The sequence below is a fragment of the Novosphingobium sp. 9 genome (assembly GCF_025340265.1).
In the GTDB taxonomy this organism is placed as follows: domain Bacteria; phylum Pseudomonadota; class Alphaproteobacteria; order Sphingomonadales; family Sphingomonadaceae; genus Novosphingobium.
The window spans coordinates 1,184,373-1,199,421 of sequence record NZ_CP022708.1; the positions used below are offsets into that span (position 1 = coordinate 1,184,373).

Here is a 15,049-nt window from a genome sequence, read left to right on the forward strand (position 1 = left end):
GGGCGCGGCCATCATCGGCCGCGCCCTTTTTGCCGCCTATGCGGCTTGCGCCGGTCAGGCCTTCGGGAAATCCGGGGCAAGGAACCCCTTCAGCACAGTGGCCGTGGCGGCAGGCTGATCCTGCATCACGAACGCCCCGGCGCCCGGCACCACACGTGTCACCGACCGCTTCAAGGCTGCCTCGGCCGCACTGCGGAATTTGACGTAGGCCTTGTCGTACTCGCCATAGACCAGCATCGTCGGGCACGCGATGCGCGGCATGGTGCCGATGATGTCAAAATCGGCGACCCCGCGCTCGGACGGCTGGATCCAGCGTCCGGCGGCCTTGCGGCTGGCCAGACCATCGATCTGAATCTGGTGCGTATTGACGATACCGAAGATATCGCTGAGCAGCTTTTCCGGCGTGGGCACCGGCAGACCGTTCTTGTCGTAAAGTGCGGTCTGCTTTTCGTCGATCGCGGTGTGGATTTCAGCCAGGGTACGGCGCGGAGACAGAGCACTGGAAACCAGGGCCAGGCGCTCGACCCGCTCGGGCCAGAACGCGGCGAGCGGAACCGAGAGACATCCGCCGAGCGACGTGCCGATCAGCGCAATGCGATCGATCCCCAGTTCATCCAGTGCGCCTACGAGCAGCGCGGCCGTCTCACCAAGGGTCTGGATATAGGGCGGCGGCCCGTCCCAGGCCGAGCCACCATGGCCGGGCAGATCGAAGGCATAGACCTTGCGCCCCTCGGCCAGCGCGGGCGCCACGAAGCGCCAGTCGGAAAGCCACCCGCCAAGCTTGTGCAACAGAACGACCGGGGCAGGCCGGAATTGCCCGAACCCAGCGTCGCATAATGCAGAATGCCGCCCGCGCGGCGAACGGACCCGAATCCATCCCACGGGCCCTTTGGTGGAGTCACGGTTGCTCGCGCACTTGCGCGTGCCGTTTCCGCACGCCCGGTGCCGACCAGCCCGGCGAAGGCCATTGCGGCGCCAGCGCCCGCCATCAACTTGCGTCGATCCAACATGTCACCTCGTTTATTTCGGCTGATTCCGTTCCGAAGGCATGCAAGCCGCCCTTGCCTCGTCCATCAAGACCGCCCGGCCAGCATGATCGCGGCGTGGATAGCGCCTTAAAGAACCGTGGCCCGCATGCCGCTCTCTGCGCCTCCATCACCGCCGGTATCATAGCTGATCGGGCGCCCGTTCAGATCGAGCCGGATCTGGAACCGATCGGAACGATAATGGGCATACGTCAGCAGAAACGGCTGACCACTGGCATCGGAGCTGACACGGCTGATCTTGAGCAGCGCGGAAAGCGGATCGATTTCCAGCGCCTGCGCTATCCGGGTATCGGCCTGGATTGCCCGGATCGTCTGCTCGGCATGGGCCACCTTGTAACCGGCATCCTGCAGCAGTTGAAGGATCGGCCCTCGTGCAAGGTTCCCTGCCGTCATCAGGGGCGCCAGATCTGCCGGAACGAAGCTGACGACATATCCGATCGGAATCCCATCCAGGAAACGGAGGCGAATGGCCCGAATAACCTCGCTGCCGGGCTCCAGCTTGAGCGCGTTCATCACCGAGGCGTCAGCCTGTTCGGTATTCACTTCGATCACATTGACCGTCGTGCCGCTGCCCAGAGCCATGAGCGAGTCCATCGCCTGATGGATATCGGCCTCGATCGGCTTTCCGGGTGTCCTGAAAGAAACACGTGTGCCCAAACGCCGCCGCCGCTCGACATAGCGTTGATCGGCCAGCTCATTGAGCACGCGCCGGGCCGTGATCCGGGATACCTGAAAGTTCGCAGCCAGCTCAAGTTCGGTCGGAAGCGAGCTTCCGAAAGGCCGCTGTCCATTCAGGATTTCATCGCGAAGCTGCTGATATATCTGATAGTAGAGCGGAACAGCCGCATTGCGATCCAACAAGTGCGAAGCTCCACCACCCAAAAAATACTTAGCCAGATTCCTTAGCGTCCCAACAGCCAATTGACCATGGCGATCATTGCATTGCCCACCAGTCGGTCAATGGCATTCGCGAATTGTATTATCAAATGGCACCATCACAGGTAGATCCAGGGCCTGACAAGACCATCGCGAGACAGGAAGGCGTCTATCTCCGCCTGATGGCGCTGCGTCAGGGCAATCGCATCCGCGCCCTCCAGCAGCATCATGCGCGCTTCGGCATCAAGGCGGAACGGGAATTGCAGGCTACCGCAGCGAACCTGTCCTGCCGCAATATCGACCGAGGTCGCCTTTCCGTCTCCGGCGCGACGGGCCAGTTCCTGAATGGCTTCCTTTGGCAGCACCACAGGCGCCAGCCCGTTACGAATACAGTTCGCCTCAAAGATCGGGCTGAACGAACTGGCGATCACCACGCGAAACCCGTATTCGGCCAGTGCCCAGACGGCATGTTCGCGGCTGGACCCGCATCCGAAGTTGCTGCCTCCCAGCAGGATGGCGGCTCCGGCAAACGCGGGAAGGTTGAGCACGAAATCCGACCGCACTTCGCGCGAGCCCACTTCACGATAACGCCAGCCTGCGAACAGCCCTTCGGCCAGACCGTCCTTGGTGACGGTCTTCATCTCGCGCGAGGGGATAATGATGTCCGTGTCGATGTTGTCATGCACCAACGGCACGGCAATGCTTTCGACGAGAATGACAGGGGTCATACCGGCGCCTTTCCAAGGTTTGCGATCTTCTGATCGGGCACGCCCGGAAGCGGCGGTGCGACGATCGCCCCTGCCAGCGCCGACGCCGCCACCGTCTCGGGCGATGCAAGGTGCGTCCGGGTGCGCGGTCCCTGACGGCTCTCGAAATTGCGATTGGTCGAACTGATGACCCGCTGATCGGCTCCGAAACTCTCGCCGCCGGCAAAGAAGCACATCGAACACCCCGATTCGCGCCATTCAAACCCGGCGGCCGTGAATATCCGATCGAGACCTTCGGCTTCGGCCTGTGCCTTCACGCTGCTGGACCCCGGCACGCAGATCGCCCGCACACCCGGTGCGACCTTGTGTCCTTCAATAACGGCTGCGGCACGGCGCAGATCCGATATCCGGCTGTTCGTACAGGACCCGATGAACGCACCTTCGATAGCAAGCCCCTCCAGCGCGGTGCCCGGTTGCAGGTCCATGTAGTCCAGCGCACGCGCGCTATCGGCAACTTCGGGAACCGGCATGCCAAGCGGCACGGCCTGTTGCGGACTGGTGCCCCATGTCACCATGGGGCGCATCCTTGCCGCATCGAAGACATGTTCGGACGCAAACCCGGCGCCCACGTCGCTGAACAACGCCCGCCACTGCGATAATGCCGTGGGCCAGGTATCGCCGCCCGGCGCGAAAGGCCTGCCCTTCAACCAGGCAAAAGTCTTCTCGTCGGGCGCGATGACCGCTCCGAATGCGGCAAGTTCGGTCGCCATGTTGCACAGCGTCATGCGCGCTTCCATATCGAACGCGTAAACGGTGCTGCCTGCAAACTCGACAATATGGCCCTTCGCCCCGTTGGATCCGAGCGCGGCAATGATATGAAGCGCTACATCCTTGGCCGTGACACCTGCCGCCAGTTCACCCTCAATGCGAATACGCATGTCCTTGGGGCGCGAAAGCCGCAGCGTCATCGTCGCCAGAACATGCTCTGCTTCGGTCGAACCGATCCCCAAGCCAGCGCACCGAACGCGCCCTGCGTGCAGGTGTGACTGTCCGGGCAAACCAGCGTGGCACCGGGCAGAACGATACCCTGCTCCGGCGAGATCACATGAACGATCCCCTGCCGCGGGTCGCTGACATCGAACAGGGTTATACCATGGCGATGCGCGCTTTCGCGAGTGGCAAGAATGAAATCGGTGCCGGTGGGCATCGTCGTGCGATCGGTACGGCCCGGCAAGGTATCGACGATATGGTCCATCGTGGCGAAAACCTGCCGGGGACGGCTGACGTGACGCCCGGCCGCCTCCAGCGACTTGAGCGCTACGCCGCCCGTCCGCTCATGCAACAGCAGGCGGTCGATCGCGACAATTTCAGCACCACTCTCAAGCGTCAGGACACGATGCGCAGACCAGATCTTCTCCGCCAGCGTCCGGCTCATGCGGCAACCCCGGCGAGTTCAACGGCCCCCGAGGCTGCAAGCTGGGCAATCTGCTCTTCCCCGAAACCCCAGTCACGCAGGATCTGCGCGGTATCCTCACCCACGCGCGCCAGATCGTGACGGACACCCGGCAGTTCGCCGTTCAGTTCCACCGGCAAGGCCGGAAGGCGCACGGCGGTTCCGTCCGTCAGCGTCAGGTCGACCAGCGCACCGTTGGCGTTGAGATGAACGTCGTCGAGCAGATCCTCGGGCCGGGCAATCGGTGCAAACGCGACGCCTGTCTCTTCCAGACGGGCCAGCAGCGCCTCGCGCTCAAAGCCGGACACCAGTTCGCGTATACGCGGCAAGAGCACATCGCGCGCGAGCACGCGCTGGTTGTTCTCGGCAAGCGATGCGTCAGCGGCCAGATCCTCCAGACCGAAACCGGCCGTAAAGCGCGCCCACTGCGCATCGCTGACCACGCCGATAAACACCTGCTCGCCCGGATTGGCGGTCTCGAAAACGTCGTAGATTGCCCAGGCGGACACCCTTTCGGGCATCGGGCGGGCGGGTGTTCCGGTCACGGCCATCTGCGCGATGTGCTGGCCGACGAGGAAGGCGGTCGTCTCGAACAGCGAAGAGCGTACCGTGGCCCCCAACCCCGTTTCCGCGCGACGCGTGAGCGCGGCCAGAATGCCGATGGCCCCGAACATGCCGCCTGCCACATCGATCACCGAGGCGCCTGCGCGTAACGGTCGCCCGCTGGGCCCGGTCATATAGGCAAGACCACCCATCATCTGCGCAACTTCGTCCAGCGCGGCGCGATGCTCGTAAGGCCCGGCCAGAAACCCTTTTGCCGAATAATAGATCAGGCCCGGATTGCTCTGGCGGAACGCATCCGGCCCCAGGCCCAGCTTGTCCAGCGCGCCGGGCCGGAAGTTCTCGATCAGCACGTCCGCCCCTCGACCAGCTTGCGCGCCGTCTCCAGCCCCTCTGCCGATTTGAGGTCGATCGCGATCGAGCGCTTGTTGCGGTTGTACATCGGGAAATAGCCCGAGCCCGAACCCAGCAACCGGCGCGTGCGGTCGCCGCCGATCGGCTCGACCTTGATCACTTCCGCACCAAGGTCGGCCAGCACCAGCCCGGCGGACGGCCCCATCACCATGTGCGAGAACTCCACCACCCGGATGTTCTGAAGTGGCAGCGTTGCCCCCGGTCCCCGCATATTCATGTCCTTCTAGTCGTAACCCTTGCCGCACCGTGAAATCGATCCGGACAATTGACATACTCAAAGGACAATTGAACAATCGCAAGGCATGCAGGCGGCCTGTTCGCTCTGCGGGCACAGGAGACCTTTCGGCTCCCCCTGATGCACAAACGCGAGGCATCATGGTTGCAGGTTGCATCAAGGAGAAGGCACGGTGAGCGATATCGTCGGAACCCGCATGGTCTGTGAGGACAAGACCGCGCGGCAGCTATTCGAGCAGGTCATGGCGAACCCCGCCCGCGCCAAGTTCGGCTTTGGCGAACGCCTTGCCATCGTCAACATCGACTTCCAGAATGCGTATACCCGCATCGACGAGTTCAAGACCGCCTACGAGACCGACCCGCGCCAGATCGAACACGTCAACACGATCTCCCGCCTCGCCCGCGCGAAGGGCATGCCGGTGGTCTGGACGCGCGTCGCCTATGCCGAAGATGCCAGCGATGCGGGAGTCTGGGGCACGCGCACCAATACCCCCGACAGCCTCCAGAACATCAAGTACGGCAGCCGCCGACATGCCTTCGACGAGCGTTGCGAAATCGACGAGGCGAAGGACACGATCTACACCAAGCGCATGCCCTCGCCGTTCTTCGAGACGCCGTTGCAGAGCTTGCTGGTGTGGCACAAGGTGGACACCGTCGTCATCACCGGCGGCTCGACCTCGGGCTGCGTGCGCGCCGCTGCGGTCGATTCCCTTTCTCGCGGATATCGCACGATCGTGCCGATCGAGACCTGTGCCGACAAGCACGAGTCCTATCACTTCGCCAATCTTACCGACCTTCAACTCAAGTACGCCGATGTCGAACCGGTGCAGACCGTGATCGACTGGCTGGAGGCCCGCTGATGCGCGAAGGCGAAAAGGACCCCGGCCTCTACGACTATCGTGCCTGGCCCGAACGTGCCCCGCTGCAATGGCCGGAAGGCAAGACCTGCGCGGTCTGGGTCTCTCCCAATCTCGAGTTCTACGAACTCGACCCACCGGCCAATCCTCACCGCAAATCCTGGGCGAAGCCTCATCCCGACGTGGTAGGCTATTCGCACCGCGACCACGCCAACCGCGTGGGCCACTGGCGCATGGCCGATGTGATGAGCAAGCACGGCTTTCCCGGTTCGGTCAGTCTGTCGGTGGCGCTGTGCCAGCACATGCCCGAAGTCGTCGCCGATGCGAACGCGCGGGGCTGGGAGTTCTTCAGCCACGGCATCTACAACACCCGCTATTCCTACGGCATGGACGAGGCGCAGGAGCGCGCCATCATCGAGGATTCTATCCATACCGTGCGCGAGGCGACCGGGCAGACCATCAAGGGCTGGCTAGCCCCTGCCCTTACCCACACGCCGCGCACGCTGGACCTGATCGCCGAATATGGCCTGAACTATACCTGCGATCTCTACCACGACGACCAGCCCGGCGAAGTTCATGTGCAATCGGGCCGTCTGATCTCGATGCCCTACAGCCTTGAGGTCAACGATCATTACGGGTTCTTCGTCTACAACATGAGCCCGCGCGAATACGCAGACGTCTTGATCCGCCAGTTCGAGCGGCTTGCTGCAGAGGGCGAGAACGGCGGTACGGTGATGTGCATTCCGCTGCATTCCTACCTGATCGGCCAGCCGCATCGCATCGGTGCCTTCGAGGAAGTGCTGCGCCACATTGCAGCAGACGGCCGCGCCTGGATTACCCGTTCGGGCGACATCGCGGACCATTACATGGCGCAGACCGGCGCCCCCACATCTTGCGAGGAGATCGTGCGATGAGCCTCGACCCCGCCTATCTCGAATATTCGCACCGCCGACAGGGCTACGATCACGACTTTTATGACTGGTCGGCCCTGCGCGAACGCCCGGCCTTTGCCTGGCCCGGCGGCAAGCCGCTGGCGGTGTGGCTGGCCGTCAGCCTCGAATGGTTTCCCATCGTGCCCGAGGACAAGCCCTTCCGCGCGCCGGGGCATATGCAAACCGCCTATCCCGATTACCGGCACTATACCTCGCGGGAATATGGATCGCGCGTGGGCGTCTTCCGGATGCTCGACGCCTTTGCCAAAGTCGGCGCCAGGGCCTCGTTTCTGCTCAACGCCGCGATCGCCGAGCGCTATCCCGAACTGGTTGCAAGCGTCATCGCGGCAGGTCACGAGATCGTTGCCCATTCCACCGACATGAACGGTACGATCGCCTCGACCCTGCCCGAAGAGCAGGAACGCGCGCTGATCCGCGAAACGCTCGACCGGATCGAGGATGCCTGCGGCGTGCGTCCGCGCGGCTGGGCCTCCATCGCTCGCTCGCAAAGCTTCGCGACACCACGGCTGCTCGCCGAAGCGGGCGTGGAATACCAGTGCGACTGGGTGAACGACGAACTGCCCTATGCCATGCAGACTTCTGCCGGCCAGATCGTCAATATTCCGCTCAACCATGAATTGTCCGACCGTCAGATCGTGACGGTACAACAGCACTCGGCAGAAAGTTATGCCGAGCAGATCGGCGACGCCGCGCAATGGCTTGCGGACGAAGCCGCTCGCGAGAACGGCGCGCGGATGCTGCCGCTGCAACTGACACCGTACATCATGGGGCTACCTTATCGCATCGGGGCACTGGAAGACCTGCTCGCCAAACTGGCAGCACGGGAAGACGTCTGGTTCGCGACCGGCGCGAACCTGCTCGATGGCTGGCGCAATCGCTGAGCAGGATGCAGACAGCCAAGGGGGCAGGCGATATCCGCCTGCCCCCTTGGCATTCATACAAATTTGCTATCAGTTCAGTTCAGTTCAGTTCAGCGCAGCGTTATCCCCTGCGGCGATTTCCAGATCGCGCGAGATGGCAGCGGCCGTCGCCTTGAGGTCTTCGAGGTGACGGGCCACCGCTTCGGGCTGCTTCATGGCCGAAGAGAAATAGATCATGGTGAGCGCCGCGACGAACCGGCCGCGACACATGATCGGCACGGCCAGCGAAGACGTCTTGCCCGGCGTCAGATTGTGTTGCCCCACGAGATGGCATCGTACCCGTCTTCCCGGATACGCTCACGGTTGCTGAGGGCGATCTCGGTGGGCAGGCCACGCTGTCCGCTGTCGTCCGCGACATTGAGCCACTCGACGACCTGCTCCAGCTCCATCGCATCCATGTTGGCAAGGCAGACGCGTCCGGCGGCGCTGTCGACCAGCGGCAGTCTGAAGCCGGGATAATAGACCTCGAAGGTCAGCGATGTCTCGGAATGCGTCGAATCGCGCACCACCATATGCGTGCCGATCCGCACCGTCAGCGAGACCGGCCAGCCGATTCGCTGGGTCAGATCACGGATATGCTCGCGCCCATGTTCCACGACCATGCTGTCCGAGCGGAACCCTTGCGAGAGCGACTGGACCAGCGCGGTCGGGCGATAGTACTTGCGCGCGGGCTCCTGCTCGACCAGCCCTTCGTGGATGAGGGTCTGCACGATACGGCAGGTCGTGGGATAAGGCAGACCGCCGCGACGGGCGATCTGCATCATCGACAGCGATCCCATCTGGTTGATTTCCTGAAGGATCGAAATGGCCCGGCTGACAGACCGGATCGGAATACCCTTTTCCATGGTGCGCGACCTCCCTGTAGATGCAGTCCTGAACGTGCTTTTTGCGAACCCCCGTTCGCCCCATCCGGACCGCGATCACCTGCGGCCCGCAACTCTTGATTCAGGCCGCCTTCAGCGTCTTCGAGAAGCCCAGCGGCAGGCCTGCGTCCGTGACGAAGCCGTAGAGCGGTTCGCCCGGCAATGCCTCGGCAACGATCGCGCGAACCGCGAACAGCCGGTCGAGATCGATACCGGTGGCGATCCCCATCGCCTCCAGCATGAAGGCCAGGTCTTCCGTCACGATATTGCCGCTGGCGCCGGGCGCGAAGGGACAGCCGCCCAGGCCGCCCAGCGAGGCATCGATGGTGTCCAGCCCGGACTCCAGCGCCGCCAGTACGTTGGCAAGGCCCAGTCCACGCGTGTTGTGGAGGTGGATACCGGTCAGCGCCGCCTCGCCCACCGCACCGCGCACCAGCGCGACAAGACGACGAACGGCGACGGATCGGCATAACCGGTAGTGTCCGACAGCCCCACCTCGTTGCAGCCCGCAGCCATCAGCCGTTCGGCAAGGCGCGCGATCTGCGCATCGGGAATGGCCCCCTCCAGCGTGCAACCGAACGCTGTGGAAAGACTGCCCTCGAAGTGCGGCCGCCCGTCTGCCGGCAGCGCAAGGATCATTTCGGCAATGCGGCTCGCCTCCTCGATCACCTGATCGTGGGTCCGGCGCAGGTTGCGCAGCGAATGCGTTTCCGAGACCGAAAGCGGCAGGGTGATCTTGTGGGCACCGGCAGCAATGGCATCCGCCGCGCCGCGAGCGTTCGGCACCAGAACCGCCACGGTCAGATCGGGTATCGTGCGGGCATAAGCAACAATTTCGGCGGTATCGGCAAGTTGCGGCAGCAGTTTTGCCGGTACAAAGCTGCCGACCTCGATTTCGCGGACTCCCGCAGCGGCCTCCGCTGCGATCCATGCCTTCTTCGCTTCGGTCGGCATCGTGCGCGACACGTTCTGCAAGCCGTCACGAGGTCCAACTTCGCTGATCAAAACCGACACGCCAGAGCCCTTCACTTCATTCATTTGTCATATTGATACACCAAATAAAAAGGCTGTCCATAGGCCTCGGACACGCATGATTGTTTCACGGAGAAGGGCAGGAACGTAACAGCGCACCCCGCAGAAATGCGCGATGCGCGCCGCTCCCCCAGGACCGGCGCGCATCGATTTTCCAGTACGGAAAGATAGCTCGGGGCTGTTCCCCGAACGAATCAGCAATAACCCGAAAGGCGAATCTCAGGCGACGCCGGATGCCACGAACCACGATCGGAACACGCCCTCGCTTTTCGCGCCGAACCGGAAAGGGCCGCTGCGTGCATCCAGACTGGTCGCCTGATACCCGGCCTCGATATCGTGGAAGCCTGCCGCAGCGAACAGCGCCGGATAATCCGCCGTCAGCGCACCGCGCCAGTTGGGTTCATTGTTGTACTGGGCTTCCAGTTCGCCGGACAGTTCCACCCACGGATCGGAGTTATCGTGCAGCAGCGGCACTTCGAGATGGACCGCCAGACCGCCCGGCGTCAGCAGACGACGGCTCTCGGCGAGGATGGCCTGCACCGCCTCTGGCGAGGATTCGTGGAACAGGATGCAGCTGTAGACCACATCGAAGCTGGCGTCGGCGAAGTCCGTCCGTTCCGCGTTCTGCTGGGAGAAATGGATGGCGGCTCCAAGATGTTCGGCGCGGGCATGGGCGTAGCGCAGGATCGAGGCACCGACGTCGATCGCATGGATTTCCGCCTTCGGGAAAGCCCGCGCGGCAGGCACCGTGCTGGTCCCGATCCCGCATCCCATGTCGAGTACACGCTCGGGCGCAATCTGCGGGCATCGCGTCAGGACGTGGGCAATGGCAGTCTGCCCCCTCAGGTCGTTGAGCATGCCCCCGTTGCGCCCCAGCATGTAGACCGCGCCGCCGCGGTCCATCACAGCCCCCTGCAACAGCGAGCCATCATCGAGCTGATTGCCGCCGGGCATCAGATGGATGTCACCCTGCGTCACATAGTCCGGCGCCACGAACGCGGCATCGACGCGAACGGAGCCTTTCGGCTCGACAATTTTCGCCAGCGCTTCGAGTTCTTCTGCCTGTCGCTCGACGCTTCCGGCAACCGCGCTCCACAACTGTCGCTGGGATTCGCGCTTCAGCGCCATCCAGCTGCGGAAGCTTTCGCGGCTCTCCATGCGCTCTCGCAGGTCCGCCACGCGATTGTTGGTGGCCGTGCCTGCAAGGCCCGCCTGCTCCACTTGCGCAAGTCCCGCCTGCACCGGCTCCAGCTGCTGCATCACATAGAGCTTGAGATCGCGCACGAACAATTGCTCAACCAGTTCGTCGTGGCTGGGCAGCGCGATCATCGGGTGATCGAGCGCCTTGCGGCTTTCGGAAATCCCTTCCATCGTCACTGTCCTTCCTGCTGCTGTGCCTTGACCAGTTCCGCCTGCGCCGCCTCGCGCATGGGGCGCAGCACCTTGTCGAGGATACGGCCACGCTGCTCGTCTCGCTCGGCCTGCGCCGCCGGGTCCGGATCGAAGGCATCCACCGAACCGGGCGCGAGCGTGCCGTTCGCCACCAACAGTCGCTCGCAGGCATCCAGCCGGGCACGCAGCACGGTGATTTCCGAGGTCAGGGCCAGGATCATGGCCAGATGCTGTTCATCCAGCGCGCGGCTGCCGACAATATCATCGAGTCGATGGGGTGTGCGGGGAAGTCTGCTCATGCCGCCAGACTAGCGCGCCAGCGGATTTGTCACGCATCGCCGAAGCCGATGATCGCACAATGGATAGGCAGGCCAGTTCCATCCCGACATCGGCAAGCTATCAGGCCGCCACGGTCAAGACCTGCCGCCCCTTATCGCGCAAACCGCAGCATGCCTAACCTTTGCAAGGCGTTGCGCCTTGCCGAAAGTACAGATCGAGCATGCCGACCAGCCGCATAAAGATTGCCCAATTTTTCAGCAGCACTGCCTTGCAAACCGGCATTCCTCGCTCTTCGGATAGTGAACGCAGCGATGCCCCAAAGGCATACGATCAGCATCACTCTCCGCATCAGCCAAGCGCACATTGGCGTTCAGGAGAAGTATCATGAGGAAAGCTTCGTTGCTGCTGGCGAGCGCCATGACGGTTGCCGCCACCCTTGCCGCCGGGTCTGCACAGGCTCAGGACTCGGCATCGTCGTCCGAGAAGGCGAAACCGTCCGCCACGGGGAGCGGCGACATTGTCGTGACGGCGCAGCGCCGCGAGCAGAACCTGGAAAAGACGCCGATCGCGATCACAGCACTGACCAGCGCCATGCTGGAACAGCGTGGGCTCACCCAAGTGCAGAATATCGCCGCGCAAACGCCCGGTCTTCAGATCACCAACGTCACCGCCTCGCCCAACGCGATCCTTGTTGCGCTGCGCGGCGCACAGGAGCTGAACGGCGGCTCGATCACCTCGGAATCGCCTGTCGCGATCTATATCGACGACGTTTACCAGTCGCGCCTGTCCGCCGCGAACTATGACCTCGCCGACATCACCCGCGTCGAAGTGCTGCGCGGACCGCAGGGCACGCTTTACGGTCGCAATTCGATGACCGGCGCGATCAAGCTGGTCACTCGCCAGCCGGACGGCACAAGCTGGGCGAACGTCGACGTTTCGGCGGGCAGCTATCAGGAGGCCAAGATCAAGGCAAGCGTGGGCACGCCGATCACCGAGAACCTCGCCCTTGCAGCCTCCGGCTTCTACGATGACCGCAATGACGGGTGGCAGTACGACGAGGCGCTGGACCAGAAAGTGGGCAAGTTCCGCAAGTACGGCGGGCAGGTCGCTCTCGGCATCACCAACGTACCGGGCCTAACTGCCGTACTGACCGGCCGCTATGGCGTCAGCCTGACCGACGGCATGTATTTCATCCCGGTGGATTACGCGACGAACAAATCCAGCCTCGGCAACTTCTACGATACCAATTCGCCGCGTAAATCCAATGGCGACACCTGGCAGAAGAGCCTCTCGCTCAAGCTCGGCTACGACCTTGGCAACGTAACCATCAAGTCCATCACCGCCTACGAGCACCTGAAGGACAACTGGGCCATCGACTTCTCGGGCGGCTATTATCTGGCGCCGGACGATCTCACCACCGGCTTCTATCGCTCCAGCTTCGGCAAGCAGCACCAGTTCACCGAAGAACTGCAGGCACTGGGCAAGGCCTTCGACGGCAAGCTGAACTGGATCGTCGGCGCATTCTACTTCGACGAACATGCCAGCCAGGTATTGCCCGAGGACGACCTCGGCGCATTCGGCCTGACCTACCTGCCCACGAGCTATTCCACCGACAGCAAGAGCCTCGCGGTCTACGGTCAGGCCGACTACGCGCTGACCGACAAGCTGACGGTGTCCGTGGGCATCCGCCACTCGCACGACGTGAAGCACTTCTATTCGCTGTCACCCGACGGCGCAGGCGACGATGCGCCGCTCGTGGCCGGAACCGACAAGACCACGGCCAGCGTCTGGACGCCGCGCTTCAACGTCCAGTACGATCTCAACCGGGATGTCATGCTCTATGCCACTATCGCCAAGGGCTATCGCGCCGGTGGTTTCAACTCGCTGGTCATCGCCAACCCTTCGCTGTTCGGGACGCCCTACAAGCCCGAAAGCGTGTGGTCCTATGAGGCAGGCGCCAAGATCCAGACGCCCGATCACCGCGGCCACCTGAACCTTGCAGGCTATTACGAGCAGCTCAGTGATCTGCAGACGCTGGCCGATGCCGGCGGGTCGGGCTCGTTCATCTACCAGAACGCGGCCAACGCGAAAGTCTGGGGCGTAGAGGCAGAGCTGGCCTACCAGCCTGTCACCGGCCTCAACCTCTATGCCAGCGGCGCCTGGACGGACGACAAGTACGGCAAGCTGGATCCCAGTTCGGAAGCGGCACAGTACGGCGCCGACAAGCTGCCAATGATCTCGCGTTGGCAGTACCAGGTCGGCGGCAGCTACGAAGCCGCACTGCCCAAGGATGCCGGTTCGCTGACCTTCGCGGGCGATTACAGCTATCGCTCGTCCTACTACATGCTCGTCACGCTGGACCCGTACAGCAAGGTGACACCGGTCGGTCGCGGCAATGCCTCGATCACCTGGAAGTCCGACAAGGACCACTTCGAAGTCTATCTGCAGTCCAAGAACGTCTTCAATTCGAAGGACTATTACGCGCAGAACAACTTCATTCCGGGTGTCTTCGCCTACAAGCTCGCGATGGAGCCGCGCACGTTCATGGCCGGCTTCCGCTTCAAGTTCTGATGATCGCGCGGGGCCGGGGGCGCGCACCGCACCCCCGACCCCGCGCTTGTTCAAACAGGTGTCGCACAGCTTATGACCGACCTGACCGCCGCCGCACAGCATGCGGGAGCTTCGCTGTTCCGCATCGATGCCGGGATCGGCCGCGATCTGGTCGGCCTCGACTGGAACCGGGAAGGCGCCTCAGCGGGCTGCATCCTGTTCTCTCACGGTGCCGCTTCGGCGCCTTGGAAGTACGCGCCGATGATCGATGACTGGCGCGCGCGCGGTTATCGCGTGCTGGCCCCGCTGCACGTCGATTCCACCGATCACCCCGATACCCTTGCCTATCCCGGTCTCGCCTCATGGCGGGCAAGGCTCGAAGATATGCGCAGTCTGGCGCAGCTGACCGATCAGCCACATATCGCCGCCGGACACAGTTACGGCGCTCTCGTCGCCCTGACGCTGGGCGGGGCTCGCGGGGAGGAGCCCGCCGATATCGCGCGCTCCTGCGGTGATGCCACACCCTCGCGACACACCCAGTGCGTGCTGGCGTTCTCGCCTCCCCGGCCATTCCGGGGCTGATCAGCGAGGCGGGTTATTCCAGGCTTGCCCGCCCCGCTCTCATCCAGACTGGCACCCGCGACGACATGCCCGGATGGCACGATCCCCATGCCGGGTGGGAACTCCATCGACAGGCCTGGGATGCGTCACCTGCGAAGGGCGACACGCACTTGCTGGTGCTCGACGGCGTCGATCACACCTTTGGCGGCGCGATCTGCGAGCCCGGACCGGAAAACGGATGGCAATCGGCGGAATTGGCCATCGCGCTGCAAACCACCGCGCTGTTTCTGAGTGGCGAGCACCTGACAGTCAGCCCCGCTCACAGGATCGAAACGAAATGAAAGACCCACG

General features: G+C 63.2%; 13 protein-coding genes and 3 pseudogenes. 6 read left to right on the forward strand and 10 right to left on the reverse strand.

The window, feature by feature from the left end; all coding sequences use genetic code 11:
- Positions 1 to 54: 54 nt before the first annotated feature.
- The 5 genes and pseudogenes from CI805_RS19960 to CI805_RS19980 all read right to left on the reverse strand — a co-directional run bounded on the left by CI805_RS19960 (position 55) and on the right by CI805_RS19980 (position 5,274).
- Complete coding sequence (locus tag CI805_RS19960) at positions 55 to 882, reverse strand: alpha/beta fold hydrolase (protein ID WP_260928510.1); 828 nt, start codon at positions 880 to 882, stop codon at positions 55 to 57.
- Positions 883 to 1,115: 233 nt separating this feature from the next.
- The gene (locus CI805_RS19965) at positions 1,116 to 1,967 is read right to left on the reverse strand and encodes a GntR family transcriptional regulator (protein ID WP_260928511.1); all 852 of its coding nucleotides are present in this window, start codon (positions 1,965 to 1,967) and stop codon (positions 1,116 to 1,118) included.
- Positions 1,968 to 2,041: 74 nt separating this feature from the next.
- Positions 2,042 to 2,650: a 3-isopropylmalate dehydratase small subunit gene (gene leuD / locus CI805_RS19970; protein ID WP_260928513.1), complete on the reverse strand. Its 609-nt coding sequence runs from the start codon at positions 2,648 to 2,650 to the stop codon at positions 2,042 to 2,044.
- Positions 2,647 to 4,064: pseudogene (locus tag CI805_RS19975) on the reverse strand (3-isopropylmalate dehydratase large subunit). The gene leuD and the pseudogene CI805_RS19975 overlap by 4 nt, the downstream one beginning before the upstream one ends.
- Positions 4,061 to 5,274: pseudogene (locus CI805_RS19980) on the reverse strand (CaiB/BaiF CoA transferase family protein). Before CI805_RS19980 ends, CI805_RS19975 begins: the two co-directional pseudogenes overlap by 4 nt.
- 214 nt (positions 5,275 to 5,488) lie before the next feature.
- Here CI805_RS19980 and CI805_RS19985 point away from each other — a divergent pair.
- The 3 genes from CI805_RS19985 to CI805_RS19995 are packed head-to-tail and all read left to right on the forward strand — an operon-like array spanning position 5,489 to position 7,982.
- Positions 5,489 to 6,151 carry an isochorismatase family protein gene (locus tag CI805_RS19985; protein WP_260929745.1) on the forward strand — a complete coding sequence of 221 codons (663 nt, stop codon included), beginning with the start codon at positions 5,489 to 5,491 and terminating at the stop codon, positions 6,149 to 6,151.
- On the forward strand, positions 6,151 to 7,062 hold the full coding sequence (locus CI805_RS19990) for a polysaccharide deacetylase family protein (RefSeq protein ID WP_260928515.1): 912 nt from the start codon (positions 6,151 to 6,153) through the stop codon (positions 7,060 to 7,062). The genes CI805_RS19985 and CI805_RS19990 overlap by 1 nt, the downstream gene beginning before the upstream one ends.
- On the forward strand, positions 7,059 to 7,982 hold the full coding sequence (locus CI805_RS19995) for a polysaccharide deacetylase family protein (RefSeq protein WP_260928517.1): 924 nt from the start codon (positions 7,059 to 7,061) through the stop codon (positions 7,980 to 7,982). Before CI805_RS19990 ends, CI805_RS19995 begins: the two co-directional genes overlap by 4 nt.
- An 84-nt stretch (positions 7,983 to 8,066) precedes the next feature.
- Here the strand turns inward: CI805_RS19995 and CI805_RS20000 are convergent, their stop codons facing one another.
- The 5 genes and pseudogenes from CI805_RS20000 to CI805_RS20025 all read right to left on the reverse strand — a co-directional run bounded on the left by CI805_RS20000 (position 8,067) and on the right by CI805_RS20025 (position 11,607).
- Positions 8,067 to 8,285: a hypothetical protein gene (locus CI805_RS20000; protein ID WP_260928519.1), complete on the reverse strand. Its 219-nt coding sequence runs from the start codon at positions 8,283 to 8,285 to the stop codon at positions 8,067 to 8,069.
- Positions 8,267 to 8,866, reverse strand: coding sequence for an IclR family transcriptional regulator (locus CI805_RS20005; protein ID WP_260928521.1), 600 nt, complete (start codon positions 8,864 to 8,866; stop codon positions 8,267 to 8,269). Before CI805_RS20005 ends, CI805_RS20000 begins: the two co-directional genes overlap by 19 nt.
- 100 nt (positions 8,867 to 8,966) lie before the next feature.
- Positions 8,967 to 9,922 (reverse strand): annotated as a pseudogene (locus tag CI805_RS21250) (hydroxymethylglutaryl-CoA lyase).
- 213 nt (positions 9,923 to 10,135) lie between these two features.
- Positions 10,136 to 11,287, reverse strand: a complete 1,152-nt coding sequence (locus tag CI805_RS20020) for a class I SAM-dependent methyltransferase (protein ID WP_260928527.1) — start codon at positions 11,285 to 11,287, stop codon at positions 10,136 to 10,138.
- A 2-nt stretch (positions 11,288 to 11,289) separates the two neighbouring features.
- Positions 11,290 to 11,607 (reverse strand): hypothetical protein, encoded by a 318-nt coding sequence (locus tag CI805_RS20025; protein ID WP_260928528.1) that lies wholly within the window; start codon positions 11,605 to 11,607, stop codon positions 11,290 to 11,292.
- Between the two features lie 364 nt (positions 11,608 to 11,971).
- On the opposite strand from CI805_RS20025, the gene CI805_RS20030 reads away from it, so the two are divergent.
- From CI805_RS20030 to CI805_RS20040, 3 genes are all read left to right on the forward strand, one after another.
- On the forward strand, positions 11,972 to 14,158 hold the full coding sequence (locus CI805_RS20030; RefSeq protein WP_260928530.1) for a TonB-dependent receptor: 2,187 nt from the start codon (positions 11,972 to 11,974) through the stop codon (positions 14,156 to 14,158).
- 72 nt (positions 14,159 to 14,230) lie between these two features.
- Complete coding sequence (locus tag CI805_RS20035) at positions 14,231 to 14,719, forward strand: alpha/beta hydrolase (protein ID WP_260928532.1); 489 nt, start codon at positions 14,231 to 14,233, stop codon at positions 14,717 to 14,719.
- 149 nt (positions 14,720 to 14,868) lie between these two features.
- Positions 14,869 to 15,039 carry a hypothetical protein gene (locus CI805_RS20040; protein WP_260928534.1) on the forward strand — a complete coding sequence of 57 codons (171 nt, stop codon included), beginning with the start codon at positions 14,869 to 14,871 and terminating at the stop codon, positions 15,037 to 15,039.
- Positions 15,040 to 15,049: the final 10 nt, after the last annotated feature.